Origin of the sequence: Inconstantimicrobium porci (assembly GCF_009696465.1) — a bacterium.
Classification (GTDB): Bacteria; Bacillota; Clostridia; order Clostridiales; family Clostridiaceae; genus Inconstantimicrobium; species Inconstantimicrobium porci.
The window spans coordinates 18715-33971 of the sequence record NZ_VULX01000019.1 but is presented as its reverse complement, the minus strand read 5'-3'; the positions used below and the strand labels follow the sequence as shown (position 1 = coordinate 33971).

Here is a 15257-nt window from a genome sequence, read left to right as displayed (position 1 = left end):
ATGTTTTCATATAATAATTATAGTTATACTGTAATAAAAAGTAGTTATCTTCATGATTTAAAAATGGGAGGTGGTCAATTTTCTACAATAAAAATTAAAGATAAAATTTCTCCTTATAAAAGTACCGCAATAGATTATAATAAAAGAATTTTATTTAAAAAAATACATCAAGAATTTCTAGAGAGATATAGAATCGCTGTTAATAATATAGCAATATCAAATGCAATCTTATGCCAAGATATAATTAATCAAAGAATTATTAAAACAGATAGGGACAATCTTGGATATGGGTATAATGATTTATACGGTAATATGGATACTACCGGAACTGCTTCAGGTTTAAATTCACAACGAATAATTAACAAGGCTATATTAGAATTAATTGAAAAAAATGATGCAATGCTTTTATGGTATAAAGGCTTAGGATATTCTCTTGCGATAGATAGTAATATAAGTAAATTAATAAAAAAAATAGGCTTTTCTTCTGATAAAATATTTATATTTGTTTCAAATAACTTATCAAACTGTAACACATTTACTGTAGTATGTTTTAAAAATAAAAAATTAGCTGCTAGTGGAGTTAATTCTGATATGAGTTCATATAAAGCATTATTTAATGCGTTAACTGAAGCAAAACTGATTGAAGCTCTATTTAATGATCAAGAAGCAAATGTTTATAAAAACTTTACATTAGCTGATCATATTCAAATCTATGAAAGAGTAAATAATTTTAAAAAACACATGAAAAAATATCATATGTGTAATTCACAAGTTACAACTATAAAATTTCCACAATGGCTAAAGTCATTAGAAATAGGTGTACTTAATACAAAATTATCACAAGATTTTATATCAATAAGATGTTTTTCTAAAGATTTGATAAATTCCATTCCTTTAAAGTCAAATATACTAAATGAGTTGGATAAAACTATATTTAATGTATTTAATATAGATTACAAAACTATTAAACAATTACCAGATTGCATTATTATTTAAATAGGGAGTTATACGATAATGAAAAAAGCAACTATTAATGAAATAAGTATAAATATAAAAAAATCAACATATCTAAATGATTATAGGTACTGTATTTTCAATGATGTTATTAATAATCTGACTATTGGTTCAGGAATAAGTAACCAATCAATTAAAAAAGCTATTTTAATAGCTTTGGGGGAATTTTTCGAAAGAGAGAGTCTTTTTTATATGTGTGATGAAGTTCCAATAATAAATTCAGAATTAATATTAGGATATTCATTGGCACAAAAAAAGATAATTAAAATAGATAAAAAATATAAAAACTATATTTTTTCAGATTCATGCGGAGATGCAAGCCATAGTAAATCTTCTTTTTGTGAAAAAAATGCTTTAAGGGAATTTATTGAGAGACAAAGTTTAATTTATAATTATTTATCAAAAGCTAAAGGAAAAAGAATTATTCTTAATAAAGATATTCAAATTAAAAATATTTTGAATGAATTCAAGAATGTATATATATATAATGTTTCTTTAATTGATAATTTCTACGTGATTTTAGCTACAGCTGATTATAATGATAAATTTTTAATTGGTGCTAATTCTTCAAGTAATAAAGATGAAGCTATAAATGGTGCTATAAAAGAAATGTATGCTTGTAAAATATCTTGTAACTCAAATATGGATACACAAAATAAAAAAAATCTTGATTATTGTGATTTATATACAAGCATTCCTACTGAAAAACTAAGAGCAGCCTATTCATATCTTAAAGAAAAATCTGATATATGCTATTATGATGAATTAAATTCATATGAATTTGATGTTAAATCTATGTGTAGAGAACTATATGATGAATATAAAATTAATCCAATATTATTTTATATGCCATCAACAAGAAATATAGGCAATCTAAAAGTGGCGAAATTTTTCGACTTTAATTGGTTCCCAAGTTTGAATCCAAATCAATTCACACCTGAAATATATGATTTTGTTGAGCAGGCAACCGACACTGAATTAGATAGAAAATGTAATTTTATTCCATTCCCGTAAAATGAATAGAATTCGAGGTATTATTATGATTGATAACAACCGAATAATAAAAATTAAAGATTACCTAGATATTATAGAATTAACTTCATCAAGAGTAGTATTATCTAATGCTACCAAAACTTTTACTGTTAAGGGGTATAATTACACAAAATATATTTATCCCATAATAGACTTATTATGTAAACCTGTATCTATTTCATTTTTAATTAAAAATATCCAAGAACGACAAATATTAAATGATATTAATATTGACGATTTTGTTAATATGCTTTTAACTCTAATTGATAAAGGAATCTTGGAAGATTATAAAAATATTGATTATGGTGAAAAAATAGTTACATCAAAAAATAAAAAGATTATAGTTCTCAGCTATCTAGATAAGTTAAGTTGCAAATATATTTTAGAGAATTTAATTACTTATAGAGAAATGAACATATCCTTAATTGATTTTGGATCAAATGTTAAGGTAACAGATTTTAACGATAACATACGATCAAAGATCAGTATAGTGAATATGTTATCGTTAAATTATGATAATTTAGAACAGTATGTTAATGGAGATTATTTTATAATTGTTATGCAATCTGCTAGAAATAAGAAATTAAATTTAACCCTCAATGCTTTCTTTTATAAACATAATAAATGTTGGATTAACTGTGTTATAAATGATTTAATTATAGAACTAGGTCCACTTATAATTCCTGGTAAAACAGCATGCCTACAATGTAGTGTACCTAATTTATATGATTATATGAATAAAACATTAGTAAGACAATATAAAATCACTAATATTGTCAACTTGATAATTTTTGTAGGTTTAATCTTAGAGGAAATTGATAATTATTTTAGTATGAAAAGTTCTTCTAGTTTGCCTAATACTATTAATAATATAATTAAATTTTCTTCTATAAACGATGAATTTGTAATAAAAAGAATATTGAAAAATCCTCAATGTAAAATATGTTCTAAATTCAAAAATGAAAGTAGGTGTACAAATGATTTCAGATGATTTTCGTGGCAAATATAAATATCATTACCTAAATGGCATACCATTATTTGAATTATATCATACTAATACTGAGTTGAATTGTATCAATTTTTTAACTTTAAATAGAATGGTAAATAATGCTGTATGTGATGATTGGTTTAATAAAAAAATAAAAAAAGGCGTAACCTTATATAATGAAATTGAGTGTATTAAACTTCCTGCACCTAATCCTACTCTTGAAAAATATAGTTTTTTTGAAACAGTTTCTAGAAGAAGAAGTATACGAAATTATTCAAAAATTCCGTTATCTTTAGAAGAACTATCTACTATATTGTTTTATAGTGCTGGTATAAGTGGTAAATATGATGAAACTGAACAACATCCACGTCAATTGCTTCGAACATACCCATCAGCAGGAGCATTGTTTCCTATAAATTTATACTTATTTATAAATAATGTTGAAGGACTTGATAAAGGTATTTATTATTATGATGCTATAAACAATAATATAAAATGTTTGAATAAGTACTGTAATATAGATACTTTATGTGAAGTATTAAGCTATGATGGAATTAGTCTTCAAGGAGCTTGCGCAATATTTATGTTGGCAAACATGGAGTTGGTTGGATACAAATATGGAGAACGAGGATATAGATTTATTAATATTGAAGCTGGACATATTGCTCAAAATTTCTATTTAGTATCTACAGCTATAGGCATAGGTACTGTCGCATTAGGAGGTTTTTTAGATGAAGAACTACTTGAGCTATTGCCATTGGATAGAGAAAAGTATTTTATGCTATATCAATTAGTAATTGGAAATATTAATTTTAATTCTGATTATTGGTTTCCACCTTCCAAATAATGAAATAAGGTGTGTGTTAATCTATGAAAGAGTACTATAAATATTTCAAAAATTATATAGGTTTACTAGTTATATTCTTTGCGCTTACGATATTTAACTGGATAATATCCTTTATACAACCCATCTTTTTAAATAAATTTATTGATGCTTTAATTGCTAAGGATTCCAAAGTACATATGTTCATTATTGATATAATTGTATTAGGAATATTCTCAATAATTATTGGTTATGTCTTAGAACAAGTGTCAGTTTATTTAATCAATAATATTTCTTTTAAGTATATTTTATTTATAATAGAACATTATCACAAATCTGTACTTGAAAAAGCAAATCAATTCAGTCCCGTATATCTTAGCCAAAGAATTAAAAATGATGTTGCTATACTTATACAATTTTATATAAAAGATGTGCTTAATTTAATACTTAATATAATATGTCTATTTGTCTCTTGTTTTTTGTTGATTCATATGGAAACTATTTTTATTTATTTAATTTTACTCTTTATACCGTTCTATTTCTTAATGTATGTGTTGATTAAAACGCCTTTATATAAAGCCAGTTATAATGCAAAAAATACTGATGATAAATTTACTGAAACATTAACAAATCAAGTATCATTAATAAAATTAATAAAGATTAAAGGTACATTTATTAATAGTAGTACTCATTTGAAAGAATCCTTTAATACTATGTATCAAGCTGTAAAGAAGTATTCAATAATAGCCTATTTATTTTCTTCAATAGATAATATTATAACCGTGTGTTTTCAAGCTATAGTTTTTTTTATATTATCAAACAAAGTAATAAATAATCAGTTGTCTGTTGGTAATTTTATTTTAATTAATACCTATTTTAATTTTATTATGAATTCTATCAAATATTTTATTGATTTCTATAGTACTTATCAAAATATGTATGTAAGTAAGAATAGAATTAATGAAATATTAGATATAAATTTGGAGAATAATGGATACAAAGTATTGGATTATATAGATAGCATACAACTTAAAAACTTGAGTTTTTCTTATAAAGATGCAATCGGAAAAAGGAAAGTCCTTGATAATGTAAATTTGAGTTTCTCAAAGAATAATTTATATGTTATTAAAGGAAGAAATGGTACAGGGAAGTCAACTTTATTTAATATAATATTAGGATTATATATTGATTCCATTGATTCAGGTGTCATCACGTATAATAATTATTCAATATCATTATTGGATATGTATAAAATAAGAAATGAATATATTGGATTCATTGAACAAAATAATATTAGTAGTAATCAAACAGTTTTTGAATATTTGTTAGGCAATTCTAACTATCATAACTATTGTAGAGAGGAGGTTTTAGGTATATTCAGTAAACTTATAGATAAATATGATTATGGTAATTTTTTCAAAGATGACGAGTTTAACTTAAACAATGTTATGAATAAAAAGGTAGCTACTTTATCAGGAGGACAACAGCAAAAAATAAAAATTTTTAGAGAACTAATCAAATGTCCTGAAGTAATGTTTTTTGATGAGCCTACGACAGCTTTAGATCAAAAAAGTATCCATCAATTCAAATCAATGATTAATAATATAAAAAAGGATAAAATAATACTACTTATAAGCCACAATAATTTTTTTGATGACATTACCGATGAAGAAATATTATTAGATTAAATGTAAACTATAAATAATGAGTATCTGTACAAAAAACTGCCATTTAGCAGTTTTTTGACCATGGCGGAAGTTCATCTAAAAATTCTAAGTTTTTTTATCATACATATGTTCTGGTATATCAATAAATAAAGATTCAAAATAATTATATGCTTTCCAATGCAGAAGCCATTGATGCTTCCTTCGGCTGCGTTATTATCCAGTGGAACATATCCATCCTGAAGAAATACTTTCAAATACTTCTCCTGATTGAGGCAATAATAAAATCCTCCCCTGTCTGTGATTTAGGAAGGACAGATTCTTTATACTTTTTTACCAACTCAAGAAAGCCTCAAATATAGACTTCATTTGCAAATTTTTCCGCATCTGACGTTCCTCTGGTGGGAGTTCACTTAAAGAACCTTCTATCTTATAGATAGCGGCTATTTGTTTTAAAGCATCATATGCAAGATTGCTTTTAGACTTTTCTTTGCCAAGAACTTTTACAATATTAGAAAATCTGTGTCTTGCATGATTCCAGCATCCTGCAGATTTCAAGTCTTTACGCTCATTTTCTAAAGTATGATAAACCTGATATCCATCTATAACTACGGTGCCCGAGAAGTCTTTTAAAAACTCGCGTGAATGACTGGAATTACGTGTTTTCTGATACTCATATAATACGATAGCAGCATCAGTATACATTTTACCAGTATGATAAACCCACATATAACTTTGCACGTCCCTTTACTTACCAAGACAGGTGATTCATCTTATGAATAGTTTTGAGTTATGTAAAGTAATCAAATATATTCCTTATTATTTAAAAGAATCTTATAGATTAAAAGCAACAAAAAAATGGATGAAGGAGGCTTGAACCACTTTTACAGATTTTCCACATTTTGATGGCTGATTTTTTAGTGATAATTTGGTCTCCTTCGTAAGTATAAAATACACTAGTACCATGTAATATAAGATAATATATGATATTAAAATATAATACTTTGTAATATAAAGTATTACTTTTTAATACAAAAATAAAGGTGCTAGAATTTAGCACCTACAACTATCTTAAGATAGTTGTTTTTTACTTATGGCAGCATTTAAAGATTATCATATTCTCCTGCTCTATACTTTTCAATTAAAATCTTTACAGCCTCGAGGCTCTGCCTCCAAACCTCTGAATTACTTAATTGATATTACAAGAAATTTTAAAAAGGATCTTGATTCCTCTTTTTTAAGCGAACATCCCAAATCTTTGATTTGGGATGTTCGCTTATGCATCGGCTGAAACCTCCGCAAGAAGTTTCATCCTTAATTTTTAATTTAAAATTATTGTAAAATCAACTTCAGTGAACTGCCTGTTACGTCTTTAGTTACTTCTATTCTTGTGCCTATCCTGTCTTTCAGTGATTGTACGTGTGAGATTATTCCTACAAGCCTTCCACCTGACTGCAAATCTAACAGACACTCGATTGCATTTTCAAGTGAATCATCATCAAGAGTTCCAAACCCTTCATCTACAAACATTGTATTCATTTCTACACCACCGGCATATGACTGGATAACATCTGATAATCCAAGTGCCAGTGCTAAAGATGCCTTGAAGCTTTCGCCGCCTGATAAAGTCTTTACTGGTCTCGATTTGCCTGTATAGTAATCATACACATTCATTTCAAGTCCTTCTTTTCTCTTTCTGCCATCTAAAGTTTCTTCACTTCTGCTTAGGAAGAATCTACCGTCAGCAAGCTTATCAAGTCTTACATTAGCTGCTTTTATAACATCATCAAAATAAGCTGCCAGTACATATCTTTCAAAACTAATCTTATTTGAATTATTACCAAGTGCCATATTAGAAACTTTTGCAAGAACCTTATATTTTTCTTCTTTGCTGCTTATCTTCGCTGTTATCTCAGTAATATTATCTAGAGTCTTTTTATTATTATTAACTCTATTATTCAATTTCATCTGGCTTTCTGCAAGAGCCTTTTCTTCTTCCCTTAATGCAGAAATCATTTCATCGAACTTACTTATATCCTGAACTTCAAAATCCTTAGTCTTCTTTGCAAGGTTATCAAAAAGATTAGAGATAACAGCAAGATCTTCATGAAACTTTCTGATTCTTCTATCAAGTTCATCTATCTGCTCTTCCTGCATTATTGAACTGCTGTAATCCTCATGGCTGGTGAAACCTTGTTCTGTAATAACATTATTCACCTGTACTTTAAGTTCTTCAGTATCCTTCTCAAACTTCTCAATATTGCTTATCTTAGTCAGCTTTGTAGTTTTCTCTGCTGTAAGCTTCATGTTAAGATCATTATTAACTTTTCTTGCACTTTCAAGTGCTTTTTTCATCTCTTCAAGGATATTCTCCTTCTCCTTAATCTTTGCCAGCAGTGATAAAGTTGAACGTATTTCCTCGGGAATATCTGCTTCAAGAGACTTAACTTCTGCCTCAAAGGCTGAAGTTACTCGCAGTAACTCTGTATATTTCTCATTTGCAGACTTAATTGTATTCTCATCTTTTTCACATTCATTCTTACTGTTTTCAAGGTTACTTTTGACATTCTGCTCTTTATCAATTTCCGCTTTAAGCTGCTTTCCATGATTTATGATTTTGGTCCTTATAGCCTTAAGCTCATATAATGATTCTTCCATATTTTTCTCTACATCAAATTTATATGATGCTTCTTCAAGCTGTTTTTTCAAATTAACTTTTATATCATTAAGCTGATCGTCAAACATCTTTATTTCAGCATTAAGCTTCTGCACTTCATTATATTTTTCATTTTTTGCTTTATCTGCTTCTTCATAAATTTTCTTCTGCTTCTTAATCTGATCCTCAGAATATATTGTTCCACCTACTTTAGCAGGTTGAGGATGACTTACTGATCCACATACAGGACATGGTGTTCCTTCTTCAAGGTTAAGTGCCAGAATTCCTGCCTGTTCCCTCTTATAGCATTCATCCATGTATTCATACTGATGCTTCTCACGTTCTGCTTCCTTCTGCTTTTCTATATATAATGCAGACTGTTCTTTATGAATAACGAACTTATCATTCTTAAGTTTAATCTTACTCTGATATTCTTCAATAACCTTTATAATGTTGTTTACTTCATTATATTGTTGAAGCTTCTTTTCTCTTTCAACTTTTGCCTTCTGAACTTCTTCATTTTCTTTTTCAAGTGCTAAGATATTCTTCTTAAGCTCTTCAACGCGCTTAGTGCATGTAATTCTTGAGTTATCAAGAGCTGTAAGTTGTTGCTTATTCTTAAGTATCTCATTCTTTTTTGCTTCATAACCTTTGATTCTATCAAGATATTTCTTTAAATCAGCTATTTCATTAGCAGTCTTTACTCTTAAATCCTCTTTAGATTCTTCAGACTTTAAGTCTTCTATACTCTTTTTAAACTGTTCTTCAGTTACAGCGATTTTTTTAGTTATTTCAGAAAGCTCATTTTTCTCATTTTCTACTAATTTAATTTTTTCATTAAGCTTTTCTTCAACAGGTAGAACCTTTAAAGCTTTCTTTGCTCTGTTTAAGTGATGTTCTTTTTCCTTAACTACAGAAATCTTAGACTCCATTTCTTTTTTCTGTTCTTCAACTTTATTCTTCTGCTCAATATTCTTGTTGACTTCTTCAGCCTTAGCTTTATCATTATTTACTTTTAGCATTTCTTCTTTTTTCTTATTAATGCTCTCAGTAATTTCTGCTAACTTCTGTTCCTCATCTCTTATCTGAATCTTTGCCTTTTCAATAATAAAATCTACATCTTTGTCTTCTCTGTTAATCAGCTCATAAAGCTTTGAATCTTCATCGCATTCAATATTACTGATGTTAGTATTACGCTGCTCAACCATAGATTTTATATCTACATACATACTCTTAGACTTATTCTTAAGATACTCCTGGATGTTGTTGAACTTTTCAGTGTTAAAGACTTTTCTGAATATCTTTTCCTTTTCTTCACTGCTTGATTCCAGCATCTTTTTAAATTCGCCCTGTGGTAGCATTACTATCTGCTTAAATTGGTCCTTATCTATGCCTAATATCTCTTTTATCTTGTTGTTAACATCAGTTTTCTTTGTAAAAACAGTTTTATCTGGCATTACAAGCTCAACCTTATCTCTTACCTTTAAAGTACCTTCACCCTTTAACTTTTTTCTTAAGTATTCTGGATTTCTCTTTATTCTATATCTTTGATTTTTCACTTCAAAAATAAGGTCCACATATGTGTCCATGGTTTCATCAGCATAATCACTTCTAACTGTCTTACTATCTCTTGAATTTCCACTTGCAGTATCAAATAAAGCATATGCAATAGCATCAAATATTGTTGTCTTACCAGCCCCAGTAGGTCCTGTAATAACAAATATATTTTTGCCATCAAGTTTTTCAAAATCTACTGCCTGCTTTTTTGCATATGCCCCAAAACCAGCCAATTCTAAATATATAGGTTTCACTTATACCACCTCATCTTTCAAAGCTTCTTTTACAGCTTCTTCAAGAATGTCACATTGTTCCTGTGTCATATCCTCTTCACACATACTCTTATAAAATTCCTTAAATAGCTCCACTTCAGACTTTTCTTTAAATCCTTTAGATGCAGCAGTCTTATTGTCATTAAGATTTAATCTTACTTCTCTTTCAAGCTCCATTATGTTTGGATAAATGGCTCTTAGCCTGCTTAATGGATCAATAAGTTCATCTTTATCTTGAAGAATTACTTTTATATAATCATCAGTATCTACACCATCACTATCATAGACTTCTTTCTTTATAAGGTCCTCTAAAGGTCCCTTGATTATTCTCATGTCATGAAGAAGCTGCACAGGAATAAGTTCAATGCTTACTTCTCCCTTATCATCTAAATCTACAAGAGTAAAAACCTTTTTCTGAGTCACCTCAGAAAAAGAGTATTTTATAAGTGAACCGCCATATCTCATCTTATCGCTGCCAACCTTCTGTGCTCCATGAAGATGGCCTAGAGCAGTATAATTAAATTCCTCAAAATATTTCGCTGATACAATATCAGTTCCACCTATAGATAAAGGTCTTTCTGAATCAGATACCTCTAGATGGCACCCATCTTCTCCATCCTTCATGTATGTTATAAATCCATGGGCTACTGCCACGTTTCTCTCATCAGAATTAAACTCTTTATTTATCTTAGAAATAATTAATTTCATAGCATCATCATGAGTCTTAATGCTATCATCACTATATAATTCACGTACTTCTGCTGGATCTGCATATGGGATCATATAAAAATTCACATTTCCACTGCTATCTTTAAGTGTTACTTTTTTAACTTTTTTTCTTAAGCTTCCTTCTATATATAATCCTTGTTTTTCAAGAAGTGAATTTGCAAAATCAAGCCTTATACCACTGTCATGATTTCCTGCAATAGCTATAACAGGAGTCTTTAATTCAAGTATGACTTTACTGAAAAATTCATTTACACAGCTTACAGCCTCAACTGGAGGTACAGACCTATCATATAAGTCACCAGCAATTACAACTACATCTGGCTTCCTTTCTTCAATAACCTGTACAGCCTGCTCAAGAACATATCTCTGATCTTCAATCAAATTAAATTCCTTTACTTTTTTACCAATATGCAAATCTGATAAATGTAATATCTTCAAAAAACCACTTCCTTTACTTTTATAATCCTTTATAAATTATAAACCAAAAAACTAATTATTAGTTACATGTTTATTTAAGAAGTTCTTTATTGTTCCCCAATATAAATCAGGATCTACTGAAGATGATTTTGCATGCCCAGCTCCCTTTACAACTAGTTTTTCTTTTTCACATGAAGCCGCATTATATACTTCATCAAGCATTGAAAAAGGAACAAATGTATCTTTATCACCATGAATGAATAATGCTGGTTTCTTAAGCTTCTTTACTTGATTTATTGCACTAGCTTCCTTAAAATTATATCCAGCTTTAATATCTGTAATAAGTGATGCTGCATTTAATAGTGGAAATGATGGCAGATTAAATGCAGTTTTAAGTTCTTTCTTAAATTCTGCTTCAACTGATGTATATCCACAATCCTCAATAATAGCCTTAACCTGTTGAGGCATTTTTTCTCCTGATGCCATCATTACCGTAGCAGCTCCCATAGATACTCCAAATAAAACAACCTTTGCATTTTCATTTTTTTCTATAATAGAGTTTGTCCATTTTAAAACATCAAGCCTGTCATGCCATCCCATGCCAATATAATTACCTTCACTTTTTCCATGAGCTCTTAAATCAGGTACAACTAAATTAAACCCCATATCATAAAATCTCTTTGCATATGATGACATTTTAAGTCCGTTACCTTTATATCCATGAACTATCACTGCATATAAATCAGACTTCTTTTTCTGTTGTACCTGATATGCATGAAGTTTTAAACCATCATTACTATTCATATATTCTTCTGTGGAATTCTCTTTTAACCAATCCGGATTTTCCTTTGCCTTACCACTTGTTTCACTTCTGCTTACAGCAGTTGAATCCTTAGTAAATACATCCTTCATATTTTTAGGATTAATAGCAAAATTATAAAGATATAATGCAACTAAAAATATCCCTGCAACTGCTAAAACTATAAATACTAAAACAGTTGAAATTATTATTTTCGTTCTTTTTTTCATATATATATCCCCTTATACATTTTACCTTTTTCAATGTAATTTCCTATACTATAAAAAAGGCGTAATTATCATCGACTAAGTATTACTCCTTAACTAATAATAATTACGCCCTATCTTTTTACTTTTATATCTTATTAGTTTTCTTCAGCGTAAGCTTTGATTATGTTTAAGATAACCTGAACAGTCTTCTTCATAGTATCTACTGAAACATACTCAAATTTACCGTGGAAGTTTTCTCCGCCTGTAAATAAGTTAGGTGTCGGAAGTCCCATAAATGAAAGCTTCGCTCCATCAGTACCTCCTCTTATTGGTACAATTGTTGGAGTAACTCCTGTATCTGCTATTGCCTTCTTAGCAACATCAACTATGTGCATTACAGGTTCAACTTTTGATTTCATATTTCTATACTGTTCCTTAAGTTCAACCTGAACAGTTCCCTCACCATATTTAGCATTAAGTTTATCAGCTATAGTCTGCATATTCTTCATTCTTGCATCATATCCATCATCGAAGAAATCTCTGATGATGTAAGCTAAAGTTGTTTCTTCAACTTCACCCTTCATATCTATTAAATGATAGAATCCTTCATACTTTTCAGTAGTTTCTGGTCTTTCATTTTCAGGAAGCATTGAAATATATTCGTTAGCTATTAGCATTGAATTAACCATTTTATCCTTTGCACTACCTGGATGAACATTTCTTCCATGGATAGTTATTTTAGCAGAACCTGCATTAAAGTTTTCATACTCTAATTCTCCTTCAGTACCACCATCAACTGTATATGCGAAGTCAGCATCAAAGCGCTTAACATCAAAATGATCTGCACCTTCTCCTATTTCTTCATCAGGAGTAAATCCTATCTTTATATCACCATGCTTAATTTCTGGATGTTCTATAATATATTCAACAGCTGTAACTATTTCAGCAATACCAGCCTTATCATCTGCTCCTAAAAGAGTAGTTCCATCGGTAGTTATAAGAGTATGTCCCTTATATCTTGCCATTCCTTCAAATGTCTTTGGAGATAAAACTAAATCTAGTTCTTTATTTAAAACTATATCTCCTCCATCATAATTTTCAACGATTTGAGGCTTAACATTTTCTCCACTCATATCTGGAGAAGTATCCATATGTGCTATAAAACCTATCTTAGGAACCTTTTTGTCAACATTTGATGGTACAACACCATAAACATATCCAAACTCACTTATTGTGACATCTTTAACTCCTATAGACTTTAATTCTTCAGCTAAAATCTTTCCAAGTTCAAGCTGTCCGTCAGTACTCGGAGTTTTTCTAGTTGTTTCATCAGATTTTGTGTTGATTTTTACATAATCTAAAAATCTATTTTTTACATCTTTCATAATCTTCAACCTCTTTTCTTTTATCACATATTAAAATTATATATTTTTCCTTATAATTTTCATAGTAGATACATTCAATGTTTGTAAAAAATATTTTCTTTCTCGTTTTATTTTTTTATTTATATCGTTTCTAATTTACATTATAATAGAAATTGGAGGGAATATGCTATGTATTTAAACAAATTGAGAAATTTTATTAAAAATATCTTTGAAAACTGCAACTATATTGTGTGTATTTTTGCTATTTTAATGTGCACTTCAATTATATATATATCAACGATAACTAACCACAAAAAGTATATATCAGATTTATCACAGCTTCTTTATAAAAACAACTTAAGTGCTTTCAATAGTATTATTGTGTCTGATAAGAAACTTACTAGTTCTGATTTAATTGATATTTATAATCATTATATTCGAAAAAACTATATAGACTTCACTAATAATAAAATTGATGAAAATACTTATATAAATAACTTAAAAAGAATAAAAGATTTAAAGAGCGTATCAAAAGATACTCTTATATCATACTTATTAAGAAGTAAAGAATATCAAAAATCGCAATTAGATTATAGTAAAGCTATAACTTTGATGGACAATAAGAATTATAAAGCTGCTTTCAACATTTTATCTTCAATCACAGATTTATCTGATGATTATGATAAAGCAAAAAAGAAAATATCAGACTGCTCAAGATTATTAAAAGATGAAACATCAAAAAATATTATTGAATTATGCAACAAAAACAGCTTTGATGATGCCGAAAAAAGTTTAAATGAAAATAAAAAGTACATTAACACTAACGACTATAATGATTTACAAAATAGCATAAATAAAAGTAAGGAAGCATACTTTAAATCTCTTCCTGACTACAATTCAATTAATGTTTCTATAAAAGATTTTGCTAATGCTTCATCAGTAACTGTTGATAACATTAATAAAATGGACGTGCCAAGTGAAACAAAATACGTTATTTATGTAAGTACTGCAAAACAGACTACTTATGTATTCTGTGGCAAGAAAAATTCATGGATTAAATATAAAGAATTTAAGTGCTCTACAGGTATAGCTGATAGTGCTACACCAAAAGGATTCTTTAAGGTCGGCATGAAAGGTACATGGTTCTTCTCACCTAAGTACGGGCAAGGTGGTAAGTACTGGACATCATTTAAGGGAAACAATTACTTATTCCATTCAGTTCCTTATGATAGCTCAGCAACAAAAATTCTTGATAATACTCTGGGAACAGCCGCTTCACATGGCTGTATAAGACTTGCAACTGAAGATTCAAAATTCATCCATGATGTTATACCTGCTGGGACAAGCGTTATAATTAATTAAGCAAAGAAGACTGCTAAGTAGATTTCGTTACTTTTGCAGTCTTCTTTTTATCTATTTTTTATCATTTTCTTTTTCCCACTGATTATAATAGTCCTCCATAACTTTAGGCAGGTTATCGGAATTTACTAACTTCCTATCAAAATCATAAACTCCTATAGATTGTGAGCTTGATTTATCTTCTTTATTATCAAGGACTACAGTATACTTATCTATATTTAAGTTTTCATCAGTAAGCATTTTATCAAGCTCAAGTTTTGAACCATCTTTATCTATTACATCAACATTCAGCATATTATAATCATACTTAAGCTTTGATTTTATCAGATTTTCAACATATTTTGAATACTCATCATTTACTCTTGCCCAAGTAT

Annotated in this window: 13 protein-coding genes; 6 read left to right on the top strand and 7 right to left on the bottom strand. The window is 28.8% G+C overall.

Translation table 11 applies throughout. The annotated features are described in order from the left end of the window. From FYJ33_RS11525 to FYJ33_RS11505, 5 genes are read left to right on the top strand one after another with little or no spacing between them, the layout of a single operon-like run. Nucleotides 1-996, top strand: a complete 996-nt coding sequence (locus FYJ33_RS11525) for a YcaO-like family protein (RefSeq protein ID WP_154531878.1) — start codon at nucleotides 1-3, stop codon at nucleotides 994-996. An 18-nt stretch (nucleotides 997-1014) separates the two neighbouring features. Next, entirely contained in the window at nucleotides 1015-2028 is a 1014-nt protein-coding gene (locus FYJ33_RS11520) for a YcaO-like family protein (RefSeq protein ID WP_154531877.1), read from the top strand. A gap of 25 nt (nucleotides 2029-2053) precedes the next feature. Further along, a complete protein-coding gene (locus FYJ33_RS11515) occupies nucleotides 2054-3037 on the top strand; it encodes a hypothetical protein (protein ID WP_154531876.1) in 984 nt (327 codons plus the stop codon). After that, the gene (locus FYJ33_RS11510) at nucleotides 3024-3881 is read left to right on the top strand and encodes a SagB/ThcOx family dehydrogenase (protein ID WP_206046679.1); all 858 of its coding nucleotides are present in this window, start codon (nucleotides 3024-3026) and stop codon (nucleotides 3879-3881) included. Before FYJ33_RS11515 ends, FYJ33_RS11510 begins: the two co-directional genes overlap by 14 nt. Before the next feature lie 23 nt (nucleotides 3882-3904). Beyond that, nucleotides 3905-5545: an ATP-binding cassette domain-containing protein gene (locus FYJ33_RS11505; RefSeq protein ID WP_154531874.1), complete on the top strand. Its 1641-nt coding sequence runs from the start codon at nucleotides 3905-3907 to the stop codon at nucleotides 5543-5545. Between the two features lie 71 nt (nucleotides 5546-5616). Here FYJ33_RS11505 and FYJ33_RS16695 read toward each other — a convergent pair whose 3' ends face one another. The 6 genes from FYJ33_RS16695 to pepT all read right to left on the bottom strand — a co-directional run bounded on the left by FYJ33_RS16695 (nucleotide 5617) and on the right by pepT (nucleotide 13545). After that, entirely contained in the window at nucleotides 5617-5778 is a 162-nt protein-coding gene (locus FYJ33_RS16695) for a hypothetical protein (protein ID WP_154531873.1), read from the bottom strand. 76 nt (nucleotides 5779-5854) lie between these two features. Continuing rightward, the gene (locus tag FYJ33_RS16690; protein ID WP_154531872.1) at nucleotides 5855-6250 is read right to left on the bottom strand and encodes an IS66 family transposase; all 396 of its coding nucleotides are present in this window, start codon (nucleotides 6248-6250) and stop codon (nucleotides 5855-5857) included. 603 nt (nucleotides 6251-6853) lie between these two features. Beyond that, nucleotides 6854-9988: an AAA family ATPase gene (locus FYJ33_RS11490; protein ID WP_154531871.1), complete on the bottom strand. Its 3135-nt coding sequence runs from the start codon at nucleotides 9986-9988 to the stop codon at nucleotides 6854-6856. Next, the gene (locus FYJ33_RS11485; RefSeq protein ID WP_154531870.1) at nucleotides 9989-11173 is read right to left on the bottom strand and encodes an exonuclease SbcCD subunit D; all 1185 of its coding nucleotides are present in this window, start codon (nucleotides 11171-11173) and stop codon (nucleotides 9989-9991) included. 51 nt (nucleotides 11174-11224) lie between these two features. After that, the gene (locus FYJ33_RS11480) at nucleotides 11225-12181 is read right to left on the bottom strand and encodes an alpha/beta hydrolase (protein WP_154531869.1); all 957 of its coding nucleotides are present in this window, start codon (nucleotides 12179-12181) and stop codon (nucleotides 11225-11227) included. 134 nt (nucleotides 12182-12315) lie between these two features. Further along, nucleotides 12316-13545 carry a peptidase T gene (gene pepT / locus FYJ33_RS11475; RefSeq protein WP_154531868.1) on the bottom strand — a complete coding sequence of 410 codons (1230 nt, stop codon included), beginning with the start codon at nucleotides 13543-13545 and terminating at the stop codon, nucleotides 12316-12318. A gap of 168 nt (nucleotides 13546-13713) precedes the next feature. On the opposite strand from pepT, the gene FYJ33_RS11470 reads away from it, so the two are divergent. After that, nucleotides 13714-14886, top strand: coding sequence for a L,D-transpeptidase (locus tag FYJ33_RS11470; protein WP_154531867.1), 1173 nt, complete (start codon nucleotides 13714-13716; stop codon nucleotides 14884-14886). 51 nt (nucleotides 14887-14937) lie between these two features. On the opposite strand, the gene FYJ33_RS11465 is transcribed toward FYJ33_RS11470, so the two are convergent. After that, on the bottom strand, nucleotides 14938-15177 hold the full coding sequence (locus FYJ33_RS11465; RefSeq protein WP_154531866.1) for a hypothetical protein: 240 nt from the start codon (nucleotides 15175-15177) through the stop codon (nucleotides 14938-14940). Nucleotides 15178-15257 lie beyond the last annotated feature (80 nt).